The 23,775-nt window shown below is 55.5% G+C and carries 17 protein-coding genes and 1 pseudogene; 10 read left to right on the top strand and 8 right to left on the bottom strand.

Annotated features, from left to right (window positions below):
• Positions 1-310: transposase (locus HDF16_RS28225; RefSeq protein WP_221313341.1), on the top strand; the 310-nt coding region annotated here is incomplete at its 5' end.
• A gap of 64 nt (positions 311-374) precedes the next feature.
• Positions 375-1,127 carry a response regulator transcription factor gene (locus HDF16_RS28230; protein ID WP_184223996.1) on the top strand — a complete coding sequence of 251 codons (753 nt, stop codon included), beginning with the start codon at positions 375-377 and terminating at the stop codon, positions 1,125-1,127.
• 487 nt (positions 1,128-1,614) lie between these two features.
• On the opposite strand, the gene HDF16_RS28235 is transcribed toward HDF16_RS28230, so the two are convergent.
• On the bottom strand, positions 1,615-2,223 hold the full coding sequence (locus HDF16_RS28235) for an RNA polymerase sigma factor (protein ID WP_221313343.1): 609 nt from the start codon (positions 2,221-2,223) through the stop codon (positions 1,615-1,617).
• A gap of 1,141 nt (positions 2,224-3,364) precedes the next feature.
• Here HDF16_RS28235 and HDF16_RS28240 point away from each other — a divergent pair.
• From HDF16_RS28240 to HDF16_RS28250, 3 genes are all read left to right on the top strand, one after another.
• Positions 3,365-4,420 carry a methyltransferase family protein gene (locus HDF16_RS28240; protein WP_221313345.1) on the top strand — a complete coding sequence of 352 codons (1,056 nt, stop codon included), beginning with the start codon at positions 3,365-3,367 and terminating at the stop codon, positions 4,418-4,420.
• A gap of 85 nt (positions 4,421-4,505) precedes the next feature.
• A complete protein-coding gene (locus HDF16_RS28245) occupies positions 4,506-4,598 on the top strand; it encodes a DUF892 family protein (RefSeq protein WP_432432305.1) in 93 nt (30 codons plus the stop codon).
• A 180-nt stretch (positions 4,599-4,778) separates the two neighbouring features.
• Positions 4,779-5,486, top strand: coding sequence for an IS6 family transposase (locus tag HDF16_RS28250; protein ID WP_184224002.1), 708 nt, complete (start codon positions 4,779-4,781; stop codon positions 5,484-5,486).
• Positions 5,487-5,915: 429 nt separating this feature from the next.
• Here the strand turns inward: HDF16_RS28250 and HDF16_RS28255 are convergent.
• A pseudogene (locus HDF16_RS28255) lies at positions 5,916-7,039 on the bottom strand (IS3 family transposase).
• A 213-nt stretch (positions 7,040-7,252) separates the two neighbouring features.
• The gene (locus HDF16_RS28260) at positions 7,253-8,407 is read right to left on the bottom strand and encodes a hypothetical protein (protein WP_184224004.1); all 1,155 of its coding nucleotides are present in this window, start codon (positions 8,405-8,407) and stop codon (positions 7,253-7,255) included.
• Positions 8,408-8,998: 591 nt separating this feature from the next.
• Between HDF16_RS28260 and HDF16_RS28265 the strand changes: the two genes are divergently transcribed.
• The 4 genes from HDF16_RS28265 to HDF16_RS28280 all read left to right on the top strand — a co-directional run bounded on the left by HDF16_RS28265 (position 8,999) and on the right by HDF16_RS28280 (position 19,366).
• Positions 8,999-12,544, top strand: a complete 3,546-nt coding sequence (locus HDF16_RS28265; protein WP_184224006.1) for a TonB-dependent receptor — start codon at positions 8,999-9,001, stop codon at positions 12,542-12,544.
• Between the two features lie 779 nt (positions 12,545-13,323).
• Positions 13,324-16,380, top strand: coding sequence for a ligand-binding sensor domain-containing diguanylate cyclase (locus tag HDF16_RS28270; RefSeq protein WP_184224008.1), 3,057 nt, complete (start codon positions 13,324-13,326; stop codon positions 16,378-16,380).
• On the top strand, positions 16,380-18,671 hold the full coding sequence (locus HDF16_RS28275; RefSeq protein WP_184224010.1) for a putative bifunctional diguanylate cyclase/phosphodiesterase: 2,292 nt from the start codon (positions 16,380-16,382) through the stop codon (positions 18,669-18,671). Before HDF16_RS28270 ends, HDF16_RS28275 begins: the two co-directional genes overlap by 1 nt.
• A 485-nt stretch (positions 18,672-19,156) precedes the next feature.
• Positions 19,157-19,366: a hypothetical protein gene (locus tag HDF16_RS28280; protein ID WP_184224012.1), complete on the top strand. Its 210-nt coding sequence runs from the start codon at positions 19,157-19,159 to the stop codon at positions 19,364-19,366.
• Positions 19,367-19,893: 527 nt separating this feature from the next.
• Here HDF16_RS28280 and tnpC read toward each other — a convergent pair.
• The 5 genes from tnpC to HDF16_RS28305 all read right to left on the bottom strand — a co-directional run bounded on the left by tnpC (position 19,894) and on the right by HDF16_RS28305 (position 23,487).
• Positions 19,894-21,495 carry an IS66 family transposase gene (gene tnpC / locus HDF16_RS28285; protein ID WP_432432306.1) on the bottom strand — a complete coding sequence of 534 codons (1,602 nt, stop codon included), beginning with the start codon at positions 21,493-21,495 and terminating at the stop codon, positions 19,894-19,896.
• Positions 21,496-21,562: 67 nt separating this feature from the next.
• A complete protein-coding gene (gene tnpB / locus HDF16_RS28290; RefSeq protein WP_348641460.1) occupies positions 21,563-21,925 on the bottom strand; it encodes an IS66 family insertion sequence element accessory protein TnpB in 363 nt (120 codons plus the stop codon).
• On the bottom strand, positions 21,922-22,302 hold the full coding sequence (gene tnpA / locus HDF16_RS28295; protein WP_184224014.1) for an IS66-like element accessory protein TnpA: 381 nt from the start codon (positions 22,300-22,302) through the stop codon (positions 21,922-21,924). The genes tnpB and tnpA overlap by 4 nt, the downstream gene beginning before the upstream one ends.
• Positions 22,303-22,356: 54 nt before the next feature.
• Positions 22,357-22,659, bottom strand: coding sequence for a hypothetical protein (locus tag HDF16_RS28300; RefSeq protein ID WP_184224016.1), 303 nt, complete (start codon positions 22,657-22,659; stop codon positions 22,357-22,359).
• A 15-nt stretch (positions 22,660-22,674) separates the two neighbouring features.
• Positions 22,675-23,487: an IS5 family transposase gene (locus HDF16_RS28305; RefSeq protein ID WP_184224018.1), complete on the bottom strand. Its 813-nt coding sequence runs from the start codon at positions 23,485-23,487 to the stop codon at positions 22,675-22,677.
• A gap of 106 nt (positions 23,488-23,593) precedes the next feature.
• On the opposite strand from HDF16_RS28305, the gene HDF16_RS30415 reads away from it, so the two are divergent.
• Positions 23,594-23,775, top strand: a 182-nt coding sequence (locus tag HDF16_RS30415) for a hypothetical protein (RefSeq protein ID WP_221313349.1), incomplete at its 3' end; no start/stop codon positions are given.

Here is a 23,775-nt window from a genome sequence, read left to right on the forward strand (position 1 = left end):
TCGACAGCTACGCCACCCACAGCATGCCAAGGTACGACTCTGGTTCGCACAACGGCCCCGCTTCGAGATCCACTACACTCCTACCTACTCGTCCTGGCTCAATCAAGTCGAACGCTGGTTCGGCCTCATCACCCAGCAGGCGATTCGCAGAGGTAGTTTCAGAAGCGTCAAACACCTCATCGCCAGAATCGACCACTTCGTCCAGCACTACAACCGTAGCTGCCGACCATTCGCGTGGGCCGCAACAGCAGACTCCATCCTTCAGAAGCTTGCACGACTTTGTTCACGTATCTCTGGGACAGCACACTAGCGGCATCTAAACTCGCCGGACTATATCTCGAAATCAGCAAGTATGATGTTAGTAGGGGCATAGTATGGCCAAGGGTTTAGACAACGCATCGGCGGCAGGGCTCCAACTTGCGGAACCGCATCTTCTCATTGTGGACGACGATCGGGAGTTGTGTCAGCTGATCACCCGCTATCTCGAAGCAGAGGGGTTTCTGGCTACAGCGGTTCACTCCGGTGCAGCGGGGGAGAAAGCTGCAATTGCGGGCGGATTTGAGCTCATCATACTGGACGTTATGCTGCCTGATCGGAAGGGATTTGATGTGCTGCGCGATCTCAGACGGCAGATTACGACGCCCGTCCTCATGCTGACGGGCAAGGGCGATGATTTTGACCGCATCTTTGGATTGGAACTTGGAGCGGATGACTATTTGCCAAAGCCCTTCAATCCACGCGAGTTGGTCGCCCGCATCACAGCGGTCCTGCGGAGATCGGGTTGGCAGGCAAAAGAAAGTGCCGCCCAGCGTCCGCCCCTTGTCGTATCGGGTGATCTCGAACTCGATATGGGGACTCGTACGGTAATGCGGGATGGACACGAAGTGAAACTGACCTCTGCCGAGTTTGATCTGCTGCGAGAGTTTCTCGATTCCGCGGGCAAAGTTCTCACGAGAGAGGTACTGGTTGAACAGGTGCTTGATCGCAGATTTTCACCTTTCGATCGAAGCATTGATTTGCACATAAGCAATCTACGCCGGAAGCTAGGCCCGCAGAAAGACGGAAGTGATCGAATCCGAAGCGTCCGTGGAACCGGCTATCTCTACGCGTGGCCGCGTACAGAGTAGCCCGTAGGCATAGCGGACAACGCACCGCCGTAGCGGTCTGCTGCGCACCATTGGCTTTTCTTCCAAGCAGACGGCTATCGCCGGCGTCGTTCGGACTTCGGCTCATGGGCAGTTCGATTTCTTGTCTGAACAGAAATACATAAGGTCAATCATGACGAACAAGCTATTGCTTCGATTTCGACCTTCGGCCATTCTACGAACTCGATCGATCTCGCGGTTGGAGACATCCTGCATTCGGTCGACAAGAAAGGCTAAATTTGTTCGAAACTTTGCAGGCTTAACGAACACGCTCACACCGGAGACTCCGTCGTTCTTCAAGTAGCGCGGAATTCGATCTTCGCTTTCAGGTTTGAGGATTGAGACGATGATGCCCGACGTCGACCTTACTTCGTGACAGCCCGGCTTTCGCGTTCGAATGTTTGCTAAGCCAAACAGCCGATCCGCGCCCTCCCGTTTCCAAACCACTGAACAAGATGACTTCGCTCGACTATGGAGTGCTGAATGCCATCGGATGAACCCCCAGGCGTTTACGCAGAAAACGGCGCGCACGCAGAAGCCGGCTCTTCGCAGCGGCGAAGCTTACACCGAGACGGTCCGCCGCTTCTCTAACCGGAACATGGTGAACGTAATGAAGCATGAAGAGCCGACGCATCCCAGGTGGTAGCTGAGCAATAGCCACCCTCAAAGACTCTGTTATTTCACACTTTCGGAATTGCTGCTCCGGATTCGGTCGCCCGTCCGGCATCTCGATAAAGAATGAGTGATCGTCCACCCCCACAGGGCAGTCCAACGAAACGATCTTCCGGCCTTTTTGCTTGCGTTGAACGGTGATCGCTTGGTTCATCGCCACCCTCGTGAGCCACGTCGAGAATTGCGAATCACCTCTGAATTGCTCGAGTTTGCCGCACATACGCAAAAACGTCTCCTGAACAACATCCTCGGCGTCTTCTCGCTGTCCCGTTATACGGAAGGCAACCTTGAACACTCTTTCTCCGTACCGGGCGAGGAGTAATTCCACAGCCTCGTAGTCGCCAGCCTTAGCTCTTGTAATCACCGAAGACTCTGGTTCGCCTTCAATAACAGTTGCGCTCTTCAACTCACCTCCACCCATCGGCTGGATCGCCCGATACAGAGGCTCTCGACTGCTCAAGGTACCTCTCTGTTGCGCCATCCGCTCCTCCATGCGCCAATTCTCTTCGGCGAACAGCTCCCGTACTGTCAGGAAAGATAAGCCGATTGTTAGGATTTGTACTTGGCTGCCGCTTGAAAGAGAAGCGACTCAGGGGTCTACGCCGTAATGGCCCAAACACACACGCCTTTCGGGTGGCGACGACTCCCTACTTACTATCATTCCCACCACTCATACCCCAGTTTCGCCGCTGAATCCGCGGCATGAGGTTTGTCAATGTAAGCATTTGTATAGATTTGTAGGAGAGGTAGTCGTCGGCAACCCCAAAGCCTTAGGCAGCGGGCGATCCACGGTATGTCCGGAACGTTTTATATGAATAGAAAAAGCATGCCTCTAAGGGGGATAGATGCTGTCGTAGCTGATCAGGTCCAGTTCTAATACGGTCTCCTTGGAACACTTGAAACAGTGGCACCTACACCTTGCAGCGAATCGAGGTAGGATCTGGGGTTTGGAAGACAAAACACACAAAGATAAAATCTCAGCGGTCGGGTCGCCCTTTTCAAAAGCATCAGCAAGCAGAGTGAAGAGCGGAAGTCCGACTGGCGAGAGGTTGCCCCGAACACCACCGCCCTGCAAGCGCTTGGGATGCTAGGGTTGCAACCATAACCGCATTTAAATGACCGTGTCGCTTTAGCTCAGTCATCAAAGCAAAAGGACAAAGGGATCGCTGCTTCCGGGAGACATCATCCTGGAAGGTGGGGTCGTATGCTTCGATTCGGGCGCGACAGATCGATGGGAATGGTTAACCCGCAAAAAACAAGAGAATGTTCAGAAACACACCGCCCACGGAAAGGAGGAGCATGGCGCTACAAACCATAACAGTTCTTAACAAAACCTGACACCTTAGATCTCACATCCGACGGAACATGATCTAGGCATCTTTCAGGAAACGGTTTCTAACTCATAACCCGAATGCTGCCAGTCTCCTCTCGGTCCGAGCTCGCTTACGACATGGTCCGCTGGCAAAGAAAACATCGAGAAGCCCCACGTCAGCAATAAAATCCAGCGCGTGACTTCGTCGTAACGCGGGAACCGTTTAGAGGGTGAAATGTTACGAGACGAGGATTCAAGGCGACGCGAACTCGCGAAAATGTATGCCGCTTATGATGACGAGATGCTTCTGCGTCACTTGAATCAGGAACTGACGGAATTGGCTCGGGCGGTGCTAATTGCAGAGATTGAAATACGTGAGTTGGAGGCCTCGCACTATGTCGGTTCCGACGAGGAGGACTCCAATAACGAAATGACGCAAATTAGGGTCTGGTCAGGAAGGACACTGGCGGATGCCGAACTCGTGACACACATGTTAAGCCTTGACGACATTGAGGCCTCGCATTCTAGGCTTCAGGGTAGCGATCCGGCATATCGATTTCAAGTGAGTGTTGCCCCAGACCATGCGGAGACCGCTCTTAGGGTAATCTCTGCCGGAATATTGGAGGCTTACGCCGAAGAGTCCCTGGCACACTTACTACAGGCGGAAGTGGTCCTCCCAACATGCCCCATCTGCAGATCTTCTCAGGTGACCTTCGAGGCATCTTCCGAGGAGAATTTCTGGTCTTGTGACAAATGTATGCATAACTGGGAAGACGCGCCGCTTGGAGTTGTGAGGGCGACCCCTCATGCTTCACTCAAAAGTTCATTAGTCCAAGCTGAAGATGAGTCGACGGGCGTCAGACAGAAGAAGCAGCGCAGACGACTCAATTATCTTACGGTTATTGCGAACATTGTAATCAGCGCCGTTGTTGCTCTGAGCCTGGAGCCCCAAGAATGGACGCGAACAAATTTATTTGGTCTGACATTGTGGGTGGGTGGGATGTTGCTCTGGACCATTGCTCGCTGGCAACTGAGCTCGAACTTGACCGGTAAAGCAGAAGCCCACGATCTTGTCACCACCGGAATCTACGCGCGCGTGCAGAACCCGATTTATCTTTCGGGAGCAATCGTGCTGATTGGGATCTCGCTTTATCTTGAGAGACCGTGGGGCCTGTTGATCTTTGCCGTCCTCATTCCGCTGCAAACAAGCCGCATCAAGAGAGAGCGAGCTGTGCTTGCTGAGAGCTTCGGCGAGAGATACCTACAATACAGAAGGCAGACATGGTTCTAGTCGGCTCCGGTTGCTCCAGGTCACCTTTTAGTCCGCCCTTGACAATATGATGAGAAGGCTTTTAGAGCGTTATGGAAACGACACAATGGCATTGAAGACAGTTCTGATCGACGAATTGCGCGATTTGTACAGCGCTGACAACCAACTGGTGAAGGCACTGCCTAAACTCGCGAAGTGACCTTGCCCTTAGAACGCGTCGCTCATAAACGTACTGGTTTAGGACTTTCGTCGGGTTGGGGTTGAGCCTTCGCGGTCAGGCTGCGAGGGCGAGTGGTGAAGCGAGTGCTTGCTGCTCGAACGGAACGGGGCTGAGATAGCGGAGGCATCGTCAACTTAACGTGTGTGGGAAGCTGAGGAGGTGAGCAGCTCTGAGCGGTATCGCCGTCATCGTTTTCCGATCGAAGTAGCGGAGCACTGCGTCTGGCTGTATTTTCGTTTCTCTCTGAGCTATCGCAATATCGAAGAGATGATGGCGGTTCGCGGTGTGCGCGTGACGTATGAGACCGTCCGGGAATGGTGTCAGAAGTTCGGCGCCCTCTATGCTTCGCAGCTTCGAAAGAGTCGGCCTCGCATCGGTTCGAAATGGCATCTGGATGAGGTCTTCCTCAAGATGAACGGCGTTCAGCACTACCTCTGGCGGGCTGTGGACGAGAACGGTGTCACCATCGACATTCTGGTCCAGCCGAAGCGGGATCGCTGGGCGGCGCTGCGCTTCTTTCGCAGGCTTCTATGCGCCGCAGGAGGCGCTCCGCGCGTCATCATTACGGACAAGCTGCGAAGCTACGCCGCAGCCAAGAGGTGGATCCTGCCCGAGGTAGAACACCGGCAGAGTCGTTATCTGAACAATCGATGCGAGAACTCCCATCAGCCTAAACGCACTCGCGAAAGGCAGATGAAGCGTTTCCAGAGCCCCGAACAGGCACAACGTTTTCTCTCCACCTTCGAATCCATCAACACCGCTTTCCGCTTTCGTCGTCATCTGCTCTCAGCAGCCTCCTATCGACGTCGACTCACACATGCACTTCAACTCTGGCGCGCTACGGCTCTTGGCGTGGCACTTCCGTAGAACATCGCCTCCCAAACACCTCTTGCCGGATCGAGGATGCACATCGCAACGTTAAGTTGACGATGCCCGCCCGCGAGAGCTTGGTGATTGGCCAGGCATGATCCTGCGCTAGCGCTCAACATGCCTAGTGTCTCGTAGGGAACCGTGCGCCAAATAGCGTCAAAAGAAATACGCCACTAAATAGCTATCAGAACAACACTCATGGTGGAAGTCACGGGCCGACACGACTACCTGGCAATGGTTACCCACTCCGTGCGTTGATTGTTTTGCATCGTGGTCTCAGCCATCATCCCATGATGGGACAGAAGAGCAAAGCCGCACCATCCCCAGCGTACGGCTCCGGCATCAGGCCGCACAGAGGTGGCTCGGTTTGGTTGAACAGATTTCTCTGATTCCTAAGTGGAGATTCTGTCGTGGTTAGGCTGCCAGTTATTCTGGCAGGCGGTTGAGGTGGACCTGATTGGGGGTCTTTCCTTTCAGGCTGGAGTGGGGTCTGATCTGGTTGTAGAACTCGATGTACTTTCCCAGGCAGGTTCTGGCTTCCTGTACCGAGTCGTAGGCGCGGAGGTAGACCTCTTCGTACTTGATCGTTCTCCAGATCCGTTCCACGAAGACATTGTCGCGCCAGCAGCCCTTTCCGTCCATGCTGATCTGGATCTCGTTCTTTCTGAGTTGCTCTGTGAAGGCCTCACTGGTGAACTGACTGCCCTGATCGGTGTTGAAGATCTCCGGTTTATCATGCTTCGACAGCGCCTCTTCGACCGCTTCGAGGCAGATCTAAACATCCATCGTGATCGACAGCCGCCAACTCAGGATCTTGCGACTGAACCAGTCCACCACGGCAGCGAGATAGACGAAGCCCCGCGCCATCGGGATGTAGCTGATGTCCATCGCCCACGCCTGGTTGGGCCGCGTCACCATGAGACTCCGCAGCAAATACGGGTAAATCCTATGGCCTGGCGCGGGCTTCGACGTGTTCCTTTTGCGGTAGATCGCCTCGATGCCCATCTTCTTCATCAGCGTGCCGATGTGCAACCGTCCCGCGTCGACGCCTTGTTGATGCAGTAGACCGCGCAAAATCCGGCTGCCCGCGAACGGATAGTTCAGATGCAGTTCGTCCAGTTTCTGCATCAACAGCAGGTCTTGTTCAGAGACTGGACGCGGCTTGTAATACGCCACGCCACGGCTGATTGAGAGCACCTCGGCCTGACGCCTGATGGGCAGCTTGTGCTCGCGGTCGATCATCTTCTTGCGCTCAGCAACCCGGCCTTGGTGAGCGCCCCTTCTAAAAAATCGTTCTCCAAGGTCAACTGGCCGATCTTCGCATGCAGTGTCTTCACATCGACAGCGGCCTCCGCAGGCTCACCCTTCGACTCGCCGCCGAAGACGCCGGCCGCTCCTTCAAGCAACTGGCTCTTCCACTGTGTGATCTGGTTGGCATGCACATCGAACTGCTGCGCCAACTCCAAAAGCGTCTTCTCACTCTTCAACGCGGCTAACGCCACCTTCGCCTTGAACGCTGCTGTGTGGTTCCGACGGGGACGTCTGCTCATTCCTGCTCCTCTTTCAGGCCATCGTAGGCCAGATCAGACGAGATCCTACACTTAGACCCCTGTTCAGTTTCCCCGAGCCACCTCTCGCTTACGACGTTTCCCCGGTTCGTGCGAACACTGAACTGAGTTGCGCCGCTGTCGGGAACTGTTCCATTTGTTACTACGATCTGCGCCGCTGTCTAAGACTGGCCAGTTTGTGCATACCACGGATCTTTACCAAACACTATAGGCGATCACATGGGGAGGGCCCGGATCTCCGTCCAGGACGTCAGTAGCTAGAACTAGCTCGACGTTCGAGTCGGGTCTGACGCCGGTTGCAGCCATCCAGTTCTTCATGTCGTTTTCACTTGCCAGGAACTCTGTTGCGGCTACAGTTCCACTCTTCCCGACTCCTGCCGCGACTACCACATGCTGCTCAATCGTTTTATCGAAATAGCTTGCGACGATTGCATAGTCACGATAATTTCCATGAGCCGGTTGTAGATTGTCAAAATTCCACTTGGTGGAAGGATGTTGACTATCCTCAATAGAATATAGGTTCGCGCTTTGAGACGAGAAACGATAACGAAGTCCGGAAGTAAGCCGAAGCGTCCATAAATTGTTGAGTCCCCCAAAAAGAACAACCGGGCCCGGTCGCAGTTCATCGAGCGTGGTTTCGACCGAAGTCTGCGTCTTGTAGGGCACACCTCGGTGCGTGAGTACGTCGATCAACTTGCTATAGCTGACCATGTCGCTCACAGGCACCATGTCGGCCGTCTCCATGGCTGCAAGTGCCGTTTCATTTGCGCTGATTAGCGATTCTGCGCGCGAATCTGCGGTCATCGACCTTCCGGAACTGTCCGTAAAGTGAACTCCGACTACGATCAAAGCATCGCTACTGGGCGTATACGAGCGCCAGAAGTAATTGCTTCCGGGATTGCGTAGTCGAGACCGAACTCCCGCTGCCAGGAGGTAAGCCATGGAGATGAACCCGATCAGGGCGCAGGCGTACGTCAGCGTCGTCCAAATCCGCCCAAGCCGCCTCCACCACTTGCTCCTAGGAACGAGTTCAGCTTGTGGTGGGACGATAGTGGTGGTCGCCTCGGCGCCTTCTTCGGCGACAACGGACGGCACTGGGGCAACCGTCAGCTCTGGTGTGGGTGGACCATCCGCCGACTTGGCCTGTTGGCCTGGAGCATAGAAGTGCGGGACGTAAGACCCAATCGGAAGGTCTATGCGCAACTCCTCTTGATGGCCGGCGGTTTGGTAATACTGGGCGATACGCTTTCTGACTTCGCCGGCAGTGACACGGACAATTGGGTCGGCGCTCGTGTCGTAGTCGCTAGGACGTCCAAAGACCTCCGTGCCCAGGTTTCGCTCCTTAAGCACTTCGGTATTCTCTTCCACTGTTCGCTGGACTATGAACCGGAGAAACGACGGGTAACGTTTACTATTGCGGAAGTGGTTACTCGTAACAATGCGCTCTAGTTGTTCGAGGAGCGCTTTTCGGCTGATGTCGTCGTTCGGGCTGTATTGCGTTGCTTCTTCTGCCAAAGGTGCATCCCAGTTGCTTAGTCATGCTAAGGTAAGCAGCCCCGTTGACGGCGAGTATGGGAAGTCGCTGAACCTTACGCGCTCTGTTTAGAGCGCGAGCCGCCCGTCTACACCACCGTGACGTATTATACGTCTGCAATTGCTCGATACGCAAACCCGCAAGTTCCTATAAATGAGCGCGTTTGACGGTGTACTACCGTAAGTCCCTTGCCAACTGTTCTTTCCGATACCTAGTGTCATCCCGAATCACAATCTTGTTTGAATACTCATTCCGACATCTTCGGATGTGTGAGGCAGAGGTTTAAACAAGCGAGTGCTCTCAATCGCTCGACGATTGAAAACGCGTTCCCTTATATAGGGTGTGCATTCGGACGACATGTCGAAGCAATGGCGTCCATTTCCTTTGATTCTACAAAAGGACACCACATGATCCTGACTCCCCAGCAGCGTAGCGCTCCTTTAGGCCAGAGCGTCAAGTCTCAACTCCGCATGCTTCCAAAGTTACTTCTTCTACTCGCTTTCCTAATGACCGGTGCCAGCCTGTCCTTTGGACAGCTTACAACGGCAGATATCCTCGGGACCGTCTCGGATGCGACAGGGGCAGTAGTTCCCAATGCCACCGTTACGATAACCAACATTGGAACGAATGAGAAGCGCACCATCACGTCGAACAACTCCGGTGACTACACGTTCACCTTGCTCCCGGTTGGACATTATTCGATCTCAGTTGAGGCCTCGGGATTCCAACAGTCCCTCACGAAGGACCTCGCCGTGGAGGCCGGTGACCGGGCCCGGAACGACGTTCACCTCCAAAGCGGATCGAAGGATCAAATCATCGAGGTGACGGCCTCGACACCTCTCCTGCAGGCTGACAGCGCGACCGTAAGCTCGACAGTCACTGCCCAGGCAGTACAGGACCTGCCTCTGAATGGACGCAATTTCGTCCAACTCGTTTCGCTCGTTCCTGGAGCCAACGAGGGGCAGGGCAACGGACTGAGCAGTGGCGGCCGTCCTGACGACCGCCGCACCAACGCGGCTGGGCTCTCTATTAACGGGCAGGATGAAAGCCTCAACAACTGGGTTGTCGATGGAATCGACGACAACGAACGCATCATTGGAACCATCGGCATCAAGCCAAACGTCGAGGGCATCCAAGAGATCACCGTACAGACGAACAGCTACGCGGCTGAGGCGGGACGCACGGCCGGCGGCGTGATCAATATCATCACAACCTCAGGATCGAACCAGTTCCACGGATCAGCTTACGAGTATTTTCGGAACGATATCTTCGACGGCCGCAGCTACTTCCAGACGAGTGGTCCCAAGCCAGAGTTGCGCCAGAACCAGTATGGAGGCAGCATCGGCGGTCCGATCTTCCGCGACCGTACCTTCTTCCACTTCGACTACGAAGGTCTTCGCCAGGTAGTCGGCGTGACCGACACCGGAACCGTTCCGACGCTTGCTGAATACAACGATATCAACAGCCTGAACGGCGGGTCACCGCAGGCGCTCTTGTCGACAGAAAACGGCACAGCTCAGGCCTTTGCCACGGGCACGCCTATCAACCCGATCACGTTAAACTATCTCAAGCTTTTTCCAGCACCTACCAATAGCAATCTCTCAAACAACTTCACCATCAGCCCCAACAAGACCCAAACATCCAACACCTACGGAGCTCGCGTAGACCATACAATCAATAGTGCTAACCAGGTCTTCGTTCGCTTCTCCTACAACAATGTGCAGACCGTCACCCCGCCGAACTTCGGCACCGTTAATGGGGTTCAGATCAGTGGCGGCCGGTACAATTTTGACGGTCCCGCATCGAACGTTGCTCAGCAGTGGGTCGTCGGTTACACCCACATCTTCAGCCCGTCGCTCGTCGCCGACTTCCGCGCTGGCTATACCCGCATCAACAACCTGTCGCTTCCTCTGAACTACGGTAAGAACGTTGACCAGTCGGTCATCGGCTTCCCAGCTAGCATGACCTCGTTTAGCCCTTTCGCTAACTCTCTGACACCAGTCTCGATCGGACCGTTCGGAGACATTGGAGACGGCGCTTATGTTCCGCTGCAGGACATCGACAACACCTTTCAGTACAATGGTGCGGTTAGCTGGACGAAGGGCAATCACAATTTCAAGTTTGGAGCTGGCTTGATCCGCAGACAGGCCCGCAACGTGCAAAGTGCCTCGGCTGTGGGTGCTTACAGCTTCAACCTGACCAGCGACTCAGATCCAGATCAACTGACGCAGCAGAACAACCAGATTGCCTCCACGCTGCTCGGTGGATTCAACAATCAGTCGCGCAACTTCAACCTTTCTCCTCCCGACTATCGCGCCTGGGAACCAAGCGCCTTCGCGCAGGATAGCTGGAAGATAACACCCAAGCTCACACTGCTCCTCGGCGTTCGCTACGATGTGTACACACCGTTTACCGAGGCGCACAACCATATTTCCAACTTCGATTTCTATGAGGCGCTGAACGCCACAACCACTGCTGGTGTTGCGGGCGCCTTGAAGATCGCCGGGATCAATGGTGTCAGCGATACGGCCGGCATCCCAACTAACTACGGCAACGTCGCTCCGCGGCTCGGCTTCTCCTACTCGGTAGCACCGACTACTGTCGTTCGCGGCGGTTACGGTCTCAGCTACTTCCCCGGCAACTATACGTCGAACGGCGACTTGAAGAATGCTCCGTTCACCTCCGTCTACGCTCCATCGTGCCAGTCCAGCATTGCTATCACACTCGAAAAGTCCGTAAATGGCGGGGTGATTCCCGCAGGTCAGAACCCCGACTGCGCATCCCAAGGACAGCCCGGATCGATCAACCAAGGCATACCTGTTCCCGCACCTCCATCATCAGCACAACTCGCGGATCTATCGACCATCCCTGGTCTTGGGTTCGTTGCTGAAGCGACCAACTTCAAATCAGCTCTTATCCAACAGTTCAATCTCCAGGTGGAACAGCAATTCGGCGCGAACGTCTTCACTATCGGCTACGTTGGCAACATTGCCCAGCACCTGCCCGAATCCATCAACAATATCAACCAACCCTTGCCGTATAACCCTCTGCAGACACTTGGAACTGCAGCCAATCCCGTCAACGGCGCACGTCCGCTCAGCGGAGTTCTGCCGAACTTGAGCGGTGTCAGCTACCTGGCGACAGAGGGCATCTCCAACTACAGCGCTCTACAGACATCGTTCCAGCGCCGCTTCACCAAAGGGCTGGCCATCGACGCAAACTACACCTGGGCGAAGGCTCTGAGCGACATCACTGGCTTCTCCGAACAGGGCGACCAGGGCTGGAGCAATACTCTTCCGACGAACATCCGTGCAGTAGAGTACGGAACCTCGGAAGATCAGATCCATAACCGCTTCGCTCTCTCGCTGAACTACCAACTGCAGTATGGCAAGCAGTTCACGGGCATCAAGAAGCTGATCGTATCTGGCTGGCAGGCGAACACGATCTCCGTCTGGCAGACCGGCAAGCCCTTCTCGATCGTTGAGAGTGGGTCCGGAGCTGACAATCCTCTCGACAGCGGTCCCGCTGCGACAACACCGAAGGCATATGGTTACAGCAACCGGGCCGTTCCGCAGAACAGCGGTGGAAGCGATCGTCCAAACACCATCGGAAACATACACCTCACTCATAAGTCCAATGCGGAGTACTTCAACACCGCCGCATTCGCTCCTCAACCCCTCGGAACCATTGGAAACACCCAGCGCAACTCGTTGGTTGGTCCCAACTTCCGCCACGTTGACCTCTCGATCTTCAAGAACTTCCCGGTAGGCGAGCGGGTCAACCTACAGTTCCGTGCCGAAAGCTTTAACATCTCGAACACGCCGAACTTCTTTATCGCAAACAACAACAGTGGAAATCAGTCCTTCGGCAACGCAGCATTCGGGACTATCTCAGCGACCGACCCTAACTACACTCCGCGCGAATACCAGTTCGTGCTGAAGGTGCAGTTCTAAACCTTAACTGGGTGCTGGCGAATTACTGGGCAGGGTTCCCGAATCCACACCGGCAACTTCGTCAGCACACATTCGCAAAAGAGGCGGCAAAGACCACATTGGTCTTTGCCGCATCTTTTTATTGACGAGTGATTTGCTGATCCTCTTCGCGTTTGCGATGAAACGAACGACGGTCATGGCACGAGATGGCTACACATGTGCCGTTCCTCGGTGCACAACGCTCAATCGTGGCAAGCGGTCACTCGCTGTGCATCATTGGGAACCAGGAAGCAACGATCCGAAGCTAGTGATTACGTTGCGCCTCGCGTGCCATGCGAAGGTGACGCGGACGCTATTCCTATAAGAAGATCGACCCGAGCTGCTTCGCATTCTGTTGACTCCTTCCTGGCGGAAATCACGAACGCTTGCGAGCTTCATGCCTTCCTCACCGATACGCTTCTCGTCCATCTTCAATAGATCCAGCAGGGTCTTGTAGTTCATAGCGATTACTTCACACCTCCGAGCCGTCGCCTTCACCCGCATAGTTTGAGCCGACATAAATTGATGCGCCATTGTGCCACTTAAGGTCATGCTTTGCCGCGCTGATTTCGCAACTTGCTCCGGACGCCTCAGCCACGAATGTTGTTGCGGCGATGAAAGTCACTAGGGATATGCAACTTTTGTGTTCCCCTGTGTCTGGGTAGAGCTATGTACGCATCCATGGTCGGCTCTCTATGCTCCAATATTAGCGAGCACGAGGAAAGTACGTGAATGGCGGCTGAGATATGGAGTGTCGACGAATGAGTATGAGATCGTGCGCGCGATTGCTGCTCAACTGCATCGTTTTTGCATTAGCCGGCAATGGTTCCTCTAGCGCACAGCATTTTGTCTTCTCAACTTACGGCCAAGGCTCAGGCCTGACAAATCTGAATGTCTCATCTTTTGTTCAAGATCACACGGGCAGGATCTGGGTAGGAACCGAAAGCGGCGTCTTCATCGCTGATGGGGCTCGCTTCATCAAGCAGAAAGCCTTCGATGACGCTCACGTCGAACTTACACGAGCGATGCACGAAGACAGGTCAGGCAGGATCTGGGTTTTGGATAGCCGTCATCTTGTGTACTGGAAAGATGGCGTCCTGCGGCCCATCGATCAGTTCTCTGCTAAGATCCTATCCGCCGAAGGGGTGGATCTCGTCTCTGTATCTGGGGATCCCGATGCCATCTATGTTCTGCAGGATGGGAAGCTTCGCCGAATATCTAGCACAGACGGCGGGCGCACATGGCAGGTCACTCCCGCACTCTCACCTGCATTGCTACAGCAGTACAAGGAACTCCGTGCCCTGTCCACCGTTCTGAGCGTAAACAGTGCTCTTTGGGCAGGGTGTGGACAGTCAATCTGCCGCCTGGATTTGGCCCAGCAAAGGGTCCAGGTGTTCGGTAATGGTGAAGGCGTTGCCCCGGACACATGGAAGCGGTTCCTTCTCACTAGGGATGGTTCGCTTTGGGCTCGCGGCGGCAAACGGATCTTGTGCCTGCCACATGGAGCTTCTCGCTTCTCCGCTCCGGTCGCCGTCCCCAAAAACCTCGACCTAAACGTGCAAGAGGCAAGTTTGTTGGAGGATACAGCCGGGAATATTGTGTTGAATCTTGCAAAGGGAATCGCTTCCCTTAGTGGGCGCAATTGGCACACCATTGATGAACATAGCGGACTCCCTGAGGATGAGCTGCAAACGCTGTTCCTAGATCGCACCGGCGATTTGTGGCTTGCACCGCTGGGGCACGGAGTCATGCGGTGGCATGGCTATGGTGAATGGGAGGGTTGGACAACCTCAGAAGGATTGGGAAGTAATGTCGTGTGGTCTTCAGCTCGCGACCACGCTGAACGTCTTTGGGTCGTGACCCATGCTGGCTTAGACAGTCTTGATCCAAGGCAGAACAAGGTGGTTTCGCAGTCGGCTTCTTTACCCTTCAAGCGACTCTACACAGTAGCTGTGGATTCCCGACAGCACGTGTGGACCGGTGATGCGAGTGGTCAGGTGATTGACTTCAATCCACAGAATGGAAAGGCTCGAATCGCAACAAGTCAACTCGGACGGATTTTCTTGATCAAGATCGACAAACAAGAACACATTTGGGTCTGTTCACGGGCAGGCTTGTCTTTCTTTTCGTCGGCCGATGGCTGGACAACCCCACATCTGGCGGCCAACGGTTTTCCCGATGGTTATGCCTGGGCACTGACTGAAGGTGCCGATAACACGATCTGGGCCACGACTGGCCGTGGACTGTTTCGTCTTCAGAACAATCGATGGGAGCACATTGATCTCCCCTTCCCCGGCGGGACGTCCTACAATTTTATGATCGCGGCCGCACCGGACGGTACCTTGTGGGCTCAGAGCAAGAAGCCCTCTCCGATGCTGCACCTCAAAGTCGCAGCGAATGCTGCTCATGTAATAGGTTCTGTCGACACCGCAATGCTCGGCTCAGATAACATCACGTTCGTCGACACGGATAGTCGCGGTTGGGTGTGGGTTGGAAGCGACAACGGCGTTCAGGTCTATAACGGAACTCGGTGGGTCCAATGCACACAAGATGATGGGCTCCTGTGGGACGATACTGACTTTCATGGCTTCTATGCGGATCCGGATGGATCGATTTGGATTGCAACAAGCGCGGGGCTATCACACTTGATTCATCCGGAGCATCTTTTCACCCAAGAAGCTCCCAAAGTTCAATTTGCAGAGGTTCGTCTGGCTAATCTTGATATTTCCGGTCAGCCTAACCGCAGCTTCGATCTACGTGAACCCGCACTAAGTGTTCGACTTCTCAATACCAACTACAATCGCCGCAACGCGATTGTTTACCGATTTCGTCTCGACGGCCTCGAGCGCGAATGGCAGGATACCGATGGCGCACTAATACGTTATCCCGCATTGAATCCCGGAGCCTACTCGCTTTCAGTCGTGGCTTACGATCAGCGGTTGCATCTTACATCCTCACCCCTCACTCTTTCATTCACTGTGCTCGAACCCTGGTGGCGACGCACTTGGTTTCGATCGATTGAGGGTCTTGCAGCTATGCTATTGCTCTACGGCACCTGGCGGGTCAGCGTACATCTGTTGGTCCTGAGGCAACAAGAATTGGAAGCCTTGGTTGCCTCGCGGACCCTGGAACTGGAACGTGAAAAGTGCGAGTTGCTCAATACGCGCTCAGCGCTGCTAGAGACTACGAGACGAGACTCACTGACTGGCCTTTTGAATCGCGCAGCGATCTTCGCTGAGATGAAATCTATGTGCGCGACTGCTTTCGGCACGGGAACTCCGCTGGCGATAGCAATGGCGGACCTCGACTCCTTTAAATCGATTAATGATACCTACGGTCATGTGTTCGGAGATCTTGTGCTTCGGGAGTGTGCTGGTCGTATAGGCCACGCGGTTCGGCCTACCGATTGGGTGGGACGCTACGGCGGGGAGGAATTATTGATTTTGCTGCCCGGTCTGACGCGCTCGGATGCGGCCCATCGTCTCGAAGAACTACGTCTAGCGATTGCTGGAACGCCAATCTGCGACGGGAGAGCATCGGTGACTGTCACCTGCAGTTTTGGTGTTGCGTGGCTTGACCCAACGCCTAAAGAGATCGAAGTACTGGTTACAAGGGCCGATCAGGCGCTATACCTTGCCAAGCAGAATGGCCGGAATAGAGTTGAATTCGCTTATGAGGGCGACGAAGGTGTCCTGGCGAAAAACCATCACTTAGTGACTCATGCCGACCGTGAGTCACGGTCACGCGCAAGCTTCAGTGCGCTTACTTCCAAAATCTCTGTGGAGACGCATCGAGACTTAGATGCAACACCAGCGTGATGCTCGCCGCCATCTCCACAATGCGCCGAAACACATCGATCTCTTACGGGACCTGCTTGTTAGTCATCGTCGTGGCCACCGGCTTCGTGCATGTCGCTGTCTTGCTGATGGCTACTCATAACCTAATCGCATCCAACATCATCCAGTTGTTCTCGGTACTTACGGCGGCGCTAGTCTGTATATTCCAGGCTAAGGAATCGATGGGCGGTGTAGCCAGCCGCCGGTTGTGGCATCGCTTAGCCTTCGCGTTCCTCGTTTGGTCCTTGGGTCAGGCCCTATTCCTTCTCAGTGTATTCTTATCGGCCAAGCCCGCACGATCACCGAACAGCAGCGATGTGGCATGGCTTGCCTTTGCCTTTCCGCTTTTATTGGTTGCGGCAAGGCGCGACTCAAAAGAGGACATTGTCTCGTGGCTAGACACCGCTCAGTCCGCGGCGTTTTTCATCATTCTCTTTATACTTGTCTTCCATCAGCCGACATCGCTTTCGATGGTCACGGCCTACAATGTGCAGAGTGTTGCAATGGTTTTGGCTTGTGCCCTTCGCTACTCCACAACTCACGTCGGTTCGGAGCGCATATTCTTCCGAAACCTCTTGCTCTACTCGCTGGCATACGGATTCTTCTCTGCGATTGGCTATGCCGGACAGGGCTTCGGTTTTGGCCTAGGCTCACTCATAGATATCTGCTGGCCGCTTCCATTTCTGATATTCAGCGTTTTGACGCTCGTATGCCCGCCCAGTGCGGCGCTAGGCGACGACTACATCATTCGCGATTCTGCCCGACATCACCTTCAAGGAATCAGTGCGCTGGGATTGGCCGCAATGTCGATGCTTGCGTCTGTTGCTTTAGCTCATACTCACCCCGCACTGTGCGGCACAGCTGTTGTGATTACGTCCCTTCTATTTGCGGCTAGAACTACGGCGCGAGAGTGGCAACTCCGAAGGGCACAAGAAGGACTCAGACATGCCTCGCTACATGACTCGCTCACCGGCCTACCCAACCGCGCGTTTCTGCAGCAAGCACTCACGAAGCACCTGGAATGTGATGGTAAAGGTTGTAACGGAGAGCTGGTAATTATTTTGTTTGACTTGGATCGTTTCAAATTGTTGAACGAGGGGTGGGGACGCGAGATTGGGAATAAAGTATTGGTCCTCGTTTCCGAGCGAGTTCAACAAGCAGTTCGCAGCCAAGACCTGCTGGTCCGATACGGCGGCGATGAATTCGCCGTTCTCCTCGCCAACGTTGAACAATGTGAAGCCGGAGTGATCGCCGCCAGACTCATTGAAGCGATTCGCTCGCCCCTGTTGATTGATGGCAAATATCTCTACGTGACTGCGAGCGCGGGCGTGGCTGGGGGGAGTCCAGGCTCCGATGCGGAGACAATGATGAGAGATGCGGACTGCGCGATGTATAAGGCAAAACTTGCCGGCAAAGACCGCTTCATGAGGTTTGCCAGTGCCATGAGAGATGCAGCCAATCGGAAACTGCGGATTGAATTGGCGCTCCGGGATGCGCTCGCAGCAGAAGCCCTCACGGTCCACTACCAGCCAATCTACGGGTTGTCCGAAACTGCGCTCGTTGGATTTGAGGCCCTAGTCCGCTGGACGGATGCGGAACTTGGCGTTATTTCGCCGGCAGAGTTCATCCCTGTTGCAGAAGACATGGGTCTGATCACTCCGCTTGGCGAATTCGTTCTTCGTGTCGCGTGCCGGCAAGTATCTTCCTGGAATGCTCTCCATGGACAGCAGTTGTTCATCAGCATTAATCTGTCTGCCCGCCAGTTTGACGCGCCCGATCTATTCGCGACGATCGCGTCAACTCTACAGGAATCGGGTCTTCCCCCGGCCCTCTTGAAACTTGAGATTACTGAATCCGTGTTGTTGGACGGTCAGCATTCCGTATCCGAGGTTCTTTCGCGGCTGCGCGCCACAGGCATTCAGATTTCGTTAGATGACTTTGGTACGGGCTACTCGTCATTGAGTTATCTCTTGCGCTACGAATTCGACGTGATTAAGGTGGATCAAAGCTTCGTCCGCAATCTCGATCAGGACCCGGTTCGGGGGGAACTCGTACGTACTGTAGTCCATCTTGCCCATAACCTGGGGAAAAAGGTTGTCGCCGAAGGCGTAGAACTGCCGTCCGAACTTGAGTATCTCCGAGAGCTAGAGTGCCACATGGTGCAGGGATATCTCCTGTCGAAACCATTGCCGTGTTCGCTCATTGACGCTCTTTTGGATAATTTAAACACGGCGGATACGCGCATGGCACTAATGCGTCGATTGTGCGCATAACCGCCGGCGATTGCGGAAACTTCGACCTGTCCGCGGGCGGAAACCGCGTTGTTTCCCAAAACCTGACTTCGGGGTTAAATACCGGCCCACCAGTACGCATGACAATTGTCAGACTGGGGGAGTTCCTCCCTGCGCTATTATCTTCGCTATGGAGATCGCACAGGCGCAGAGAGATGTAAGGACGACGTTTGTGGGTGGTTTCCCTGGGACCCTGGCGTCCAGCATCGTTTGGTTTGCTTCGCCGATCGTCGCTACTTGGTTTTCCTTGCGCGTGGGTGCATGAGTACTGGTACTAGGGGAATGTTTCATCTTCCCGTTGATGCAGTTGTTGCTGCGACTGATGGGGCGTCCGGCATCATTGCCAAAGGGACATCCGATGAATGCGCTCGGGATGCAGGTGGCGTTTGTTCTGCCGTTGATGTTCCCGGTGGTGTATGGGCGACACTGTACCGGCATGACTGGTTTTATCGTTTTATCCGGCGCTGATGATTGTGGTCGGAGCGCATTATCTGCCGTTCATGTTCAGTTATGGGATGAACCACTCTGGAGCGCTGGCGGCGGTGCTGATCGGGTCGGGCATGGTGCTCGCAATGCGTGTTCCGAATAGGCCACTCGTAGGAGCGTGGACAACGGCGGTAGTGCTGCTGGTGTTGGCGTTTGTCGGCAGGCACGCCGCGCTTGCGGAAGCGGGTTAGGCGCAAACTCCATGCGGATAGGGAGTTAACGGGGCGATAGGAGCTGGAAGACATGCGGCAGTCGGTGGCCTCGCCCTGCCTGCAAAACGGGGCGGTCTCCCTTGTCTCATACACACCACCTCTCAAGAAATGATCTAAATCAGATGGTGTTGCATCGACCGGTTGAGACCGCCGACGTTTGCGGCAACTTCGCCGGTACGGACGATCTGGCGGAGCCGAAACTTCCGCAAATCCCGTTTTCGAGGCGCGACCATATACCGGGCTAAAACGCTGGTTTCAATGAGTACAAGCTGGTCGCGTTTGTTCTACGTGCCTGAGAGCGGCAAACTATTTGTTTCGAGGTTGAGGTGCTTTTGGACGCAGAGACACTGCAAGGCTCTTCTCCTGGCCTGGCAGGAGATCAACGAGTCTTCCTTGCGCCTCACCGTAAGCGTTTGTTCTTCCCCTCTAGCCGAATCGACACTTGTCTGAGTTGTGTGGGCTAAGTGTCCGCTTATTTTAGGCGGACACTTATTAGGTGTCGGTCGTTATGTCTTTCTGCAAGCGACGGGGATGTTCCAGGGCAGGAGCTCTGCGATGCGGTTGACCGGATGATCAGCGATGTTGGTGAGGATGTATCTGAGATAGTGCTCCGGGTTGATCCCGTTGAGCTTGGCTGTCCCGAGCAGTGAGTAGATCGCAGCGGCGCGTTCTCCTCCTGCGTTCGAGCCTGCAAACAGATAATTCTTGCGTCCGAGCGCGACGACGCGCAACGCGCGTTCGGCGGCGTTGTTGTCGATCTCGACCGTGCCATCGTCGAGGTAGCGTGTGAGTGCAGTCCAGCGCGAGAGCGCATAACGGATCGCTCCGGCCATATCGCTCTTGGCAGAGAGGGTCTGAAGCATCTGATCAAGCCATGCGCGAAGTTCTTCCATCACCGGCTTGGCACGTGCTTGTCTGACTGCGTGTCGGATCTCTGGCGGGCTTCCGCGCATCTGTTTTTCGACGGCGTAGAGCAAGCCGATGCGCCGGATGGCCTCGGAAGCAGTAGCCGACGCGGTGGCGGCGAAGATGTCGTGGAACTTGCGCCGCGTATGCGCCCAGCATACTGCTTCGACGATCCTTCCTCCTTCATAGAGCGGATGAAATCCCGCATAGGCGTCGGCCTGGAGGGTTCCACGGAAGCTCTTCAGGTGGGTCTGCGGGTGTTCGCCGCGGCGGTCGGGTGAGAAGGCGAACCAGACCGCAGGCGGAACTGGATCGGCACATGGACGGCCATCACGGACATAGGTCCAGAGCCGTCCCGTCTTCGTTCTACCGTTGCCTGGCGCGAGTACCGGCACGGGGGTGTCGTCGGCGTGAAGCCTGGTGGCCGAGAGCACATGAGTGCGTACCGCTTCGACCAGGGGCGCGAGAAGGGCGGCTGAAGCGCCGACCCAGCCGGCGAGGGTAGAGCGGTCGAGATCGACACCCTCGCGGGCATAGATCTCGGACTGCCGGTTGAGCGGGGTGTGATCGCAGTACTTCGCGACCAGCACATGGGAAAGCAGACCAGGTCCGGCGTAAGAACGCGCAATGGGCCGCGACGGTGCAGGTGCTTCGACCACCGTCTCGCAACGGCCGCAGCTGAACTTCGGTCGCACGTGACGGATGACCTTGAAGCTCTCAGGAACATACTCGAGAACCTCAGAGACATCTTCTCCGAACTCACGCAACGCACCACCACAACCAGGGCAACAGCTTGTCTCAGGAAGATGGGTCTCTATCTCGCGGGGCAGATGTTCCGGCAGCGTACGACGGGAAGACTGCTTCGGTTCTTGCTGCGTCTCCGTCTGAAGCGGCAGGTGCGAGGATACTTCTTCTTCCCCACGCGATGTCTCCAGCTCTTCTAGCTGAAGCTCCAGTTGGTCGACCTGCCGTACGAGCTTCTCGCTCTTCGCGCCAAAGAGCATCCGCTGGAGCTTGTCGAGCAGCAGCTTGAGATGGGCGATCTCGCTTGCACGCGAGCTGAGGCTTGCGAGGTACTGATCCTGCTGTGCCTTGATCAGATCCTGTTGCGCCTGGGACTGCTTGTGCTGTGCCCGGGCCAAAGCCTTCAAAGCCGCTACATCCATGATGTCCAGATCGGGCAGGATGAGCGTCTCAGGCATGGACGAAGTATGCCACAATCACGTCTCAGTTAACAGAAGAAAACCCGCATGAATACTGGACGAAACCTTAAACACTCATCACCCGTTCGGCGGTGCGAAGAGGCGCTCTCCAGTCGATTCCTTCGAGCAACATCGACAACTGAGCACGGCTCAGAGAGACTGTACCACTCGAAGCCTGAGGCCACACAAAACGTCCTCGTTCGAGCCGCTTCTGGAACAGGCAGAGTCCATCACCGTCGAACCAAAGCAGCTTCACCATGTCTCCGCGCCGCCCGCGAAAGATGAAGATGTGACCGGAGTAGGGCTGCTGTTCAAGCGCTGTCTGCACCTGGGCCGCAAGCCCCTGAAAGCCTCGACGCATGTCCGTCACACCTGCCGCAATCCAGATCCGCGTGCCCGCGCTCTGCTCCTTGACGAGAAGGTCAATCACCCTCGTAGAACCTCAAGCACCGCACGGATCGCGGCCGGGTCCGCATGACCTTCCACGCTGATCCGGACCTTGCCCCGGAGCTCGATGTGGATCGAACCATAGCTTGGAGTGACTACCTCTTCCGGCGGCGGCTCAACGACTTCGTGCTCTTCTACGCTCACAGGTAGAAGCTTCATCGCTTGAGGTGCTTCGACGACCAGCTTGCCATCGCTATACAAGCGACGCCAGTTGAAGACCACGTTCGCGTTCAATCCATGTGCACGAGCTACTCGTGCAACGCTCGCGCCCGGCTCCAAAGCTTGCTCCACAATCAGCCGCTTCTCAGCAGTGGAACGACGCTTCCGGACCTGCCGGACCAACACCCCAGGAGCTTCCATCAACCCATCGTCAGGCCCGCATCGGCACACGCGCCAGATGGGAAGATCACACGCTTACGCCTCACCTTCAGGCCATGACTCATATCCCTGAGCACTTACTTTGAGAAAAACTTGCTCATTGGGCGGGATCAAGAGCACTTGGTTGGAATATTCACTTCCATGCATGTACCGGACAGCATCCCCTGCACCGACAGACAATTCGGTCGACATCACCTTGATGGGTTTCCCAGTGATCAAATCGGTCAAATTCACCCGAAGGAAGCCGGCTTTATAGGGAATTTGCCAATCCAGGTGAGCGTGAAGAGCTTCTGGCCCGATCCTGATACGTGGTTCTGGAGCATGCACTGCGTAAAACATACTACCTAGAGGCTGTTATGAAGGTGTAAGTGCGGAATTGACGAGTCTTGCGCACATAAGGATGGCGAAGGCGACGAAGTGGAGTCCTTTGAGGGTGGTATCGAGTCGTTCATAGTCTCGGGCGAGCCTGCGGAAGCGTGCCGCCCAGGCGAAGCTTCGTTCCACGACCCAGCGTTTGGGCAGCAGCACAAAGCCTCGTTTGGCCATGGGGTGCTTGACCACTTCAAGCCGGATGCCGTGTTCGAGGGCGGCCTCGGCGGCATTTGGTCCGGTGTAGCCCTGGTCGACATAAGCCAACTCGACCGTGTTTCCAGTCACCTGCTGCACCTGTTCGGCCAGTGCCGCGACCTGGCTCCGATCGCCTTCATCGGCCGCCGTCACGGTCAGCGCAAGCAGGTGGCCGAGCGTATCGACGGCGATATGCACCTTCGATCCCTTGCGCCGCTTGGCTCCGTCATAGCCCGCCCTCGCGCCGCTCTCTGGTGTCGACTGCAGAGTGCGGCTGTCGAGACAAACCGCCGTGGGCTGGCCTTTTCGCCCCTTCCACTCACGCAGCAGCGACTGCACATCGGCCACCAGGGCTTCAAAACAGCCTGCCGCTATCCAGCGCCTAGTCTGCTGGTACACCGCCGCCCATGGAGGAAGATCGTGCGGCATCCAGCGCCACTGGCAGCCCGTCTTCGCAATATAGCGAAGACCGTTGAAGACCTCACGCAGATCGTGCTCCCGGTGCCTGCTATCCTCGCGGCATAACAGCAGATACGGAAGCACAAACGCCCACTCCTCATCCGTCACATCGCACGGATACCCCACACGGACCTTACCCATCTCTCCATGCTGAACAAAAAACACGCGCCCGCAAAGAACCTAGCTCGGTTCAAACTTCATAACAGCCTCTAGCTCCGGATAGCCCTTCTCCGGATCAGAAGCTGACATGACAAGAGCCTGGTACATGGCTCTGGAGCTTGGAGCGGCAAAGGCTGGGACCGAGAACGTGGCGGCGGCCGTCGCGACGGTGATCGTGAGGGCGCGTAGGGAGGGTGAGCGCAGCGAAGCGAAAAGCATGGGGAGTCCTTTCGGGGTTAGCGCCCGTGACTGCGGCGGTGTTGGACGACG

This window comes from Granulicella aggregans (genome assembly GCF_014203275.1).
GTDB lineage: Bacteria > Acidobacteriota > Terriglobia > Terriglobales > Acidobacteriaceae > Edaphobacter.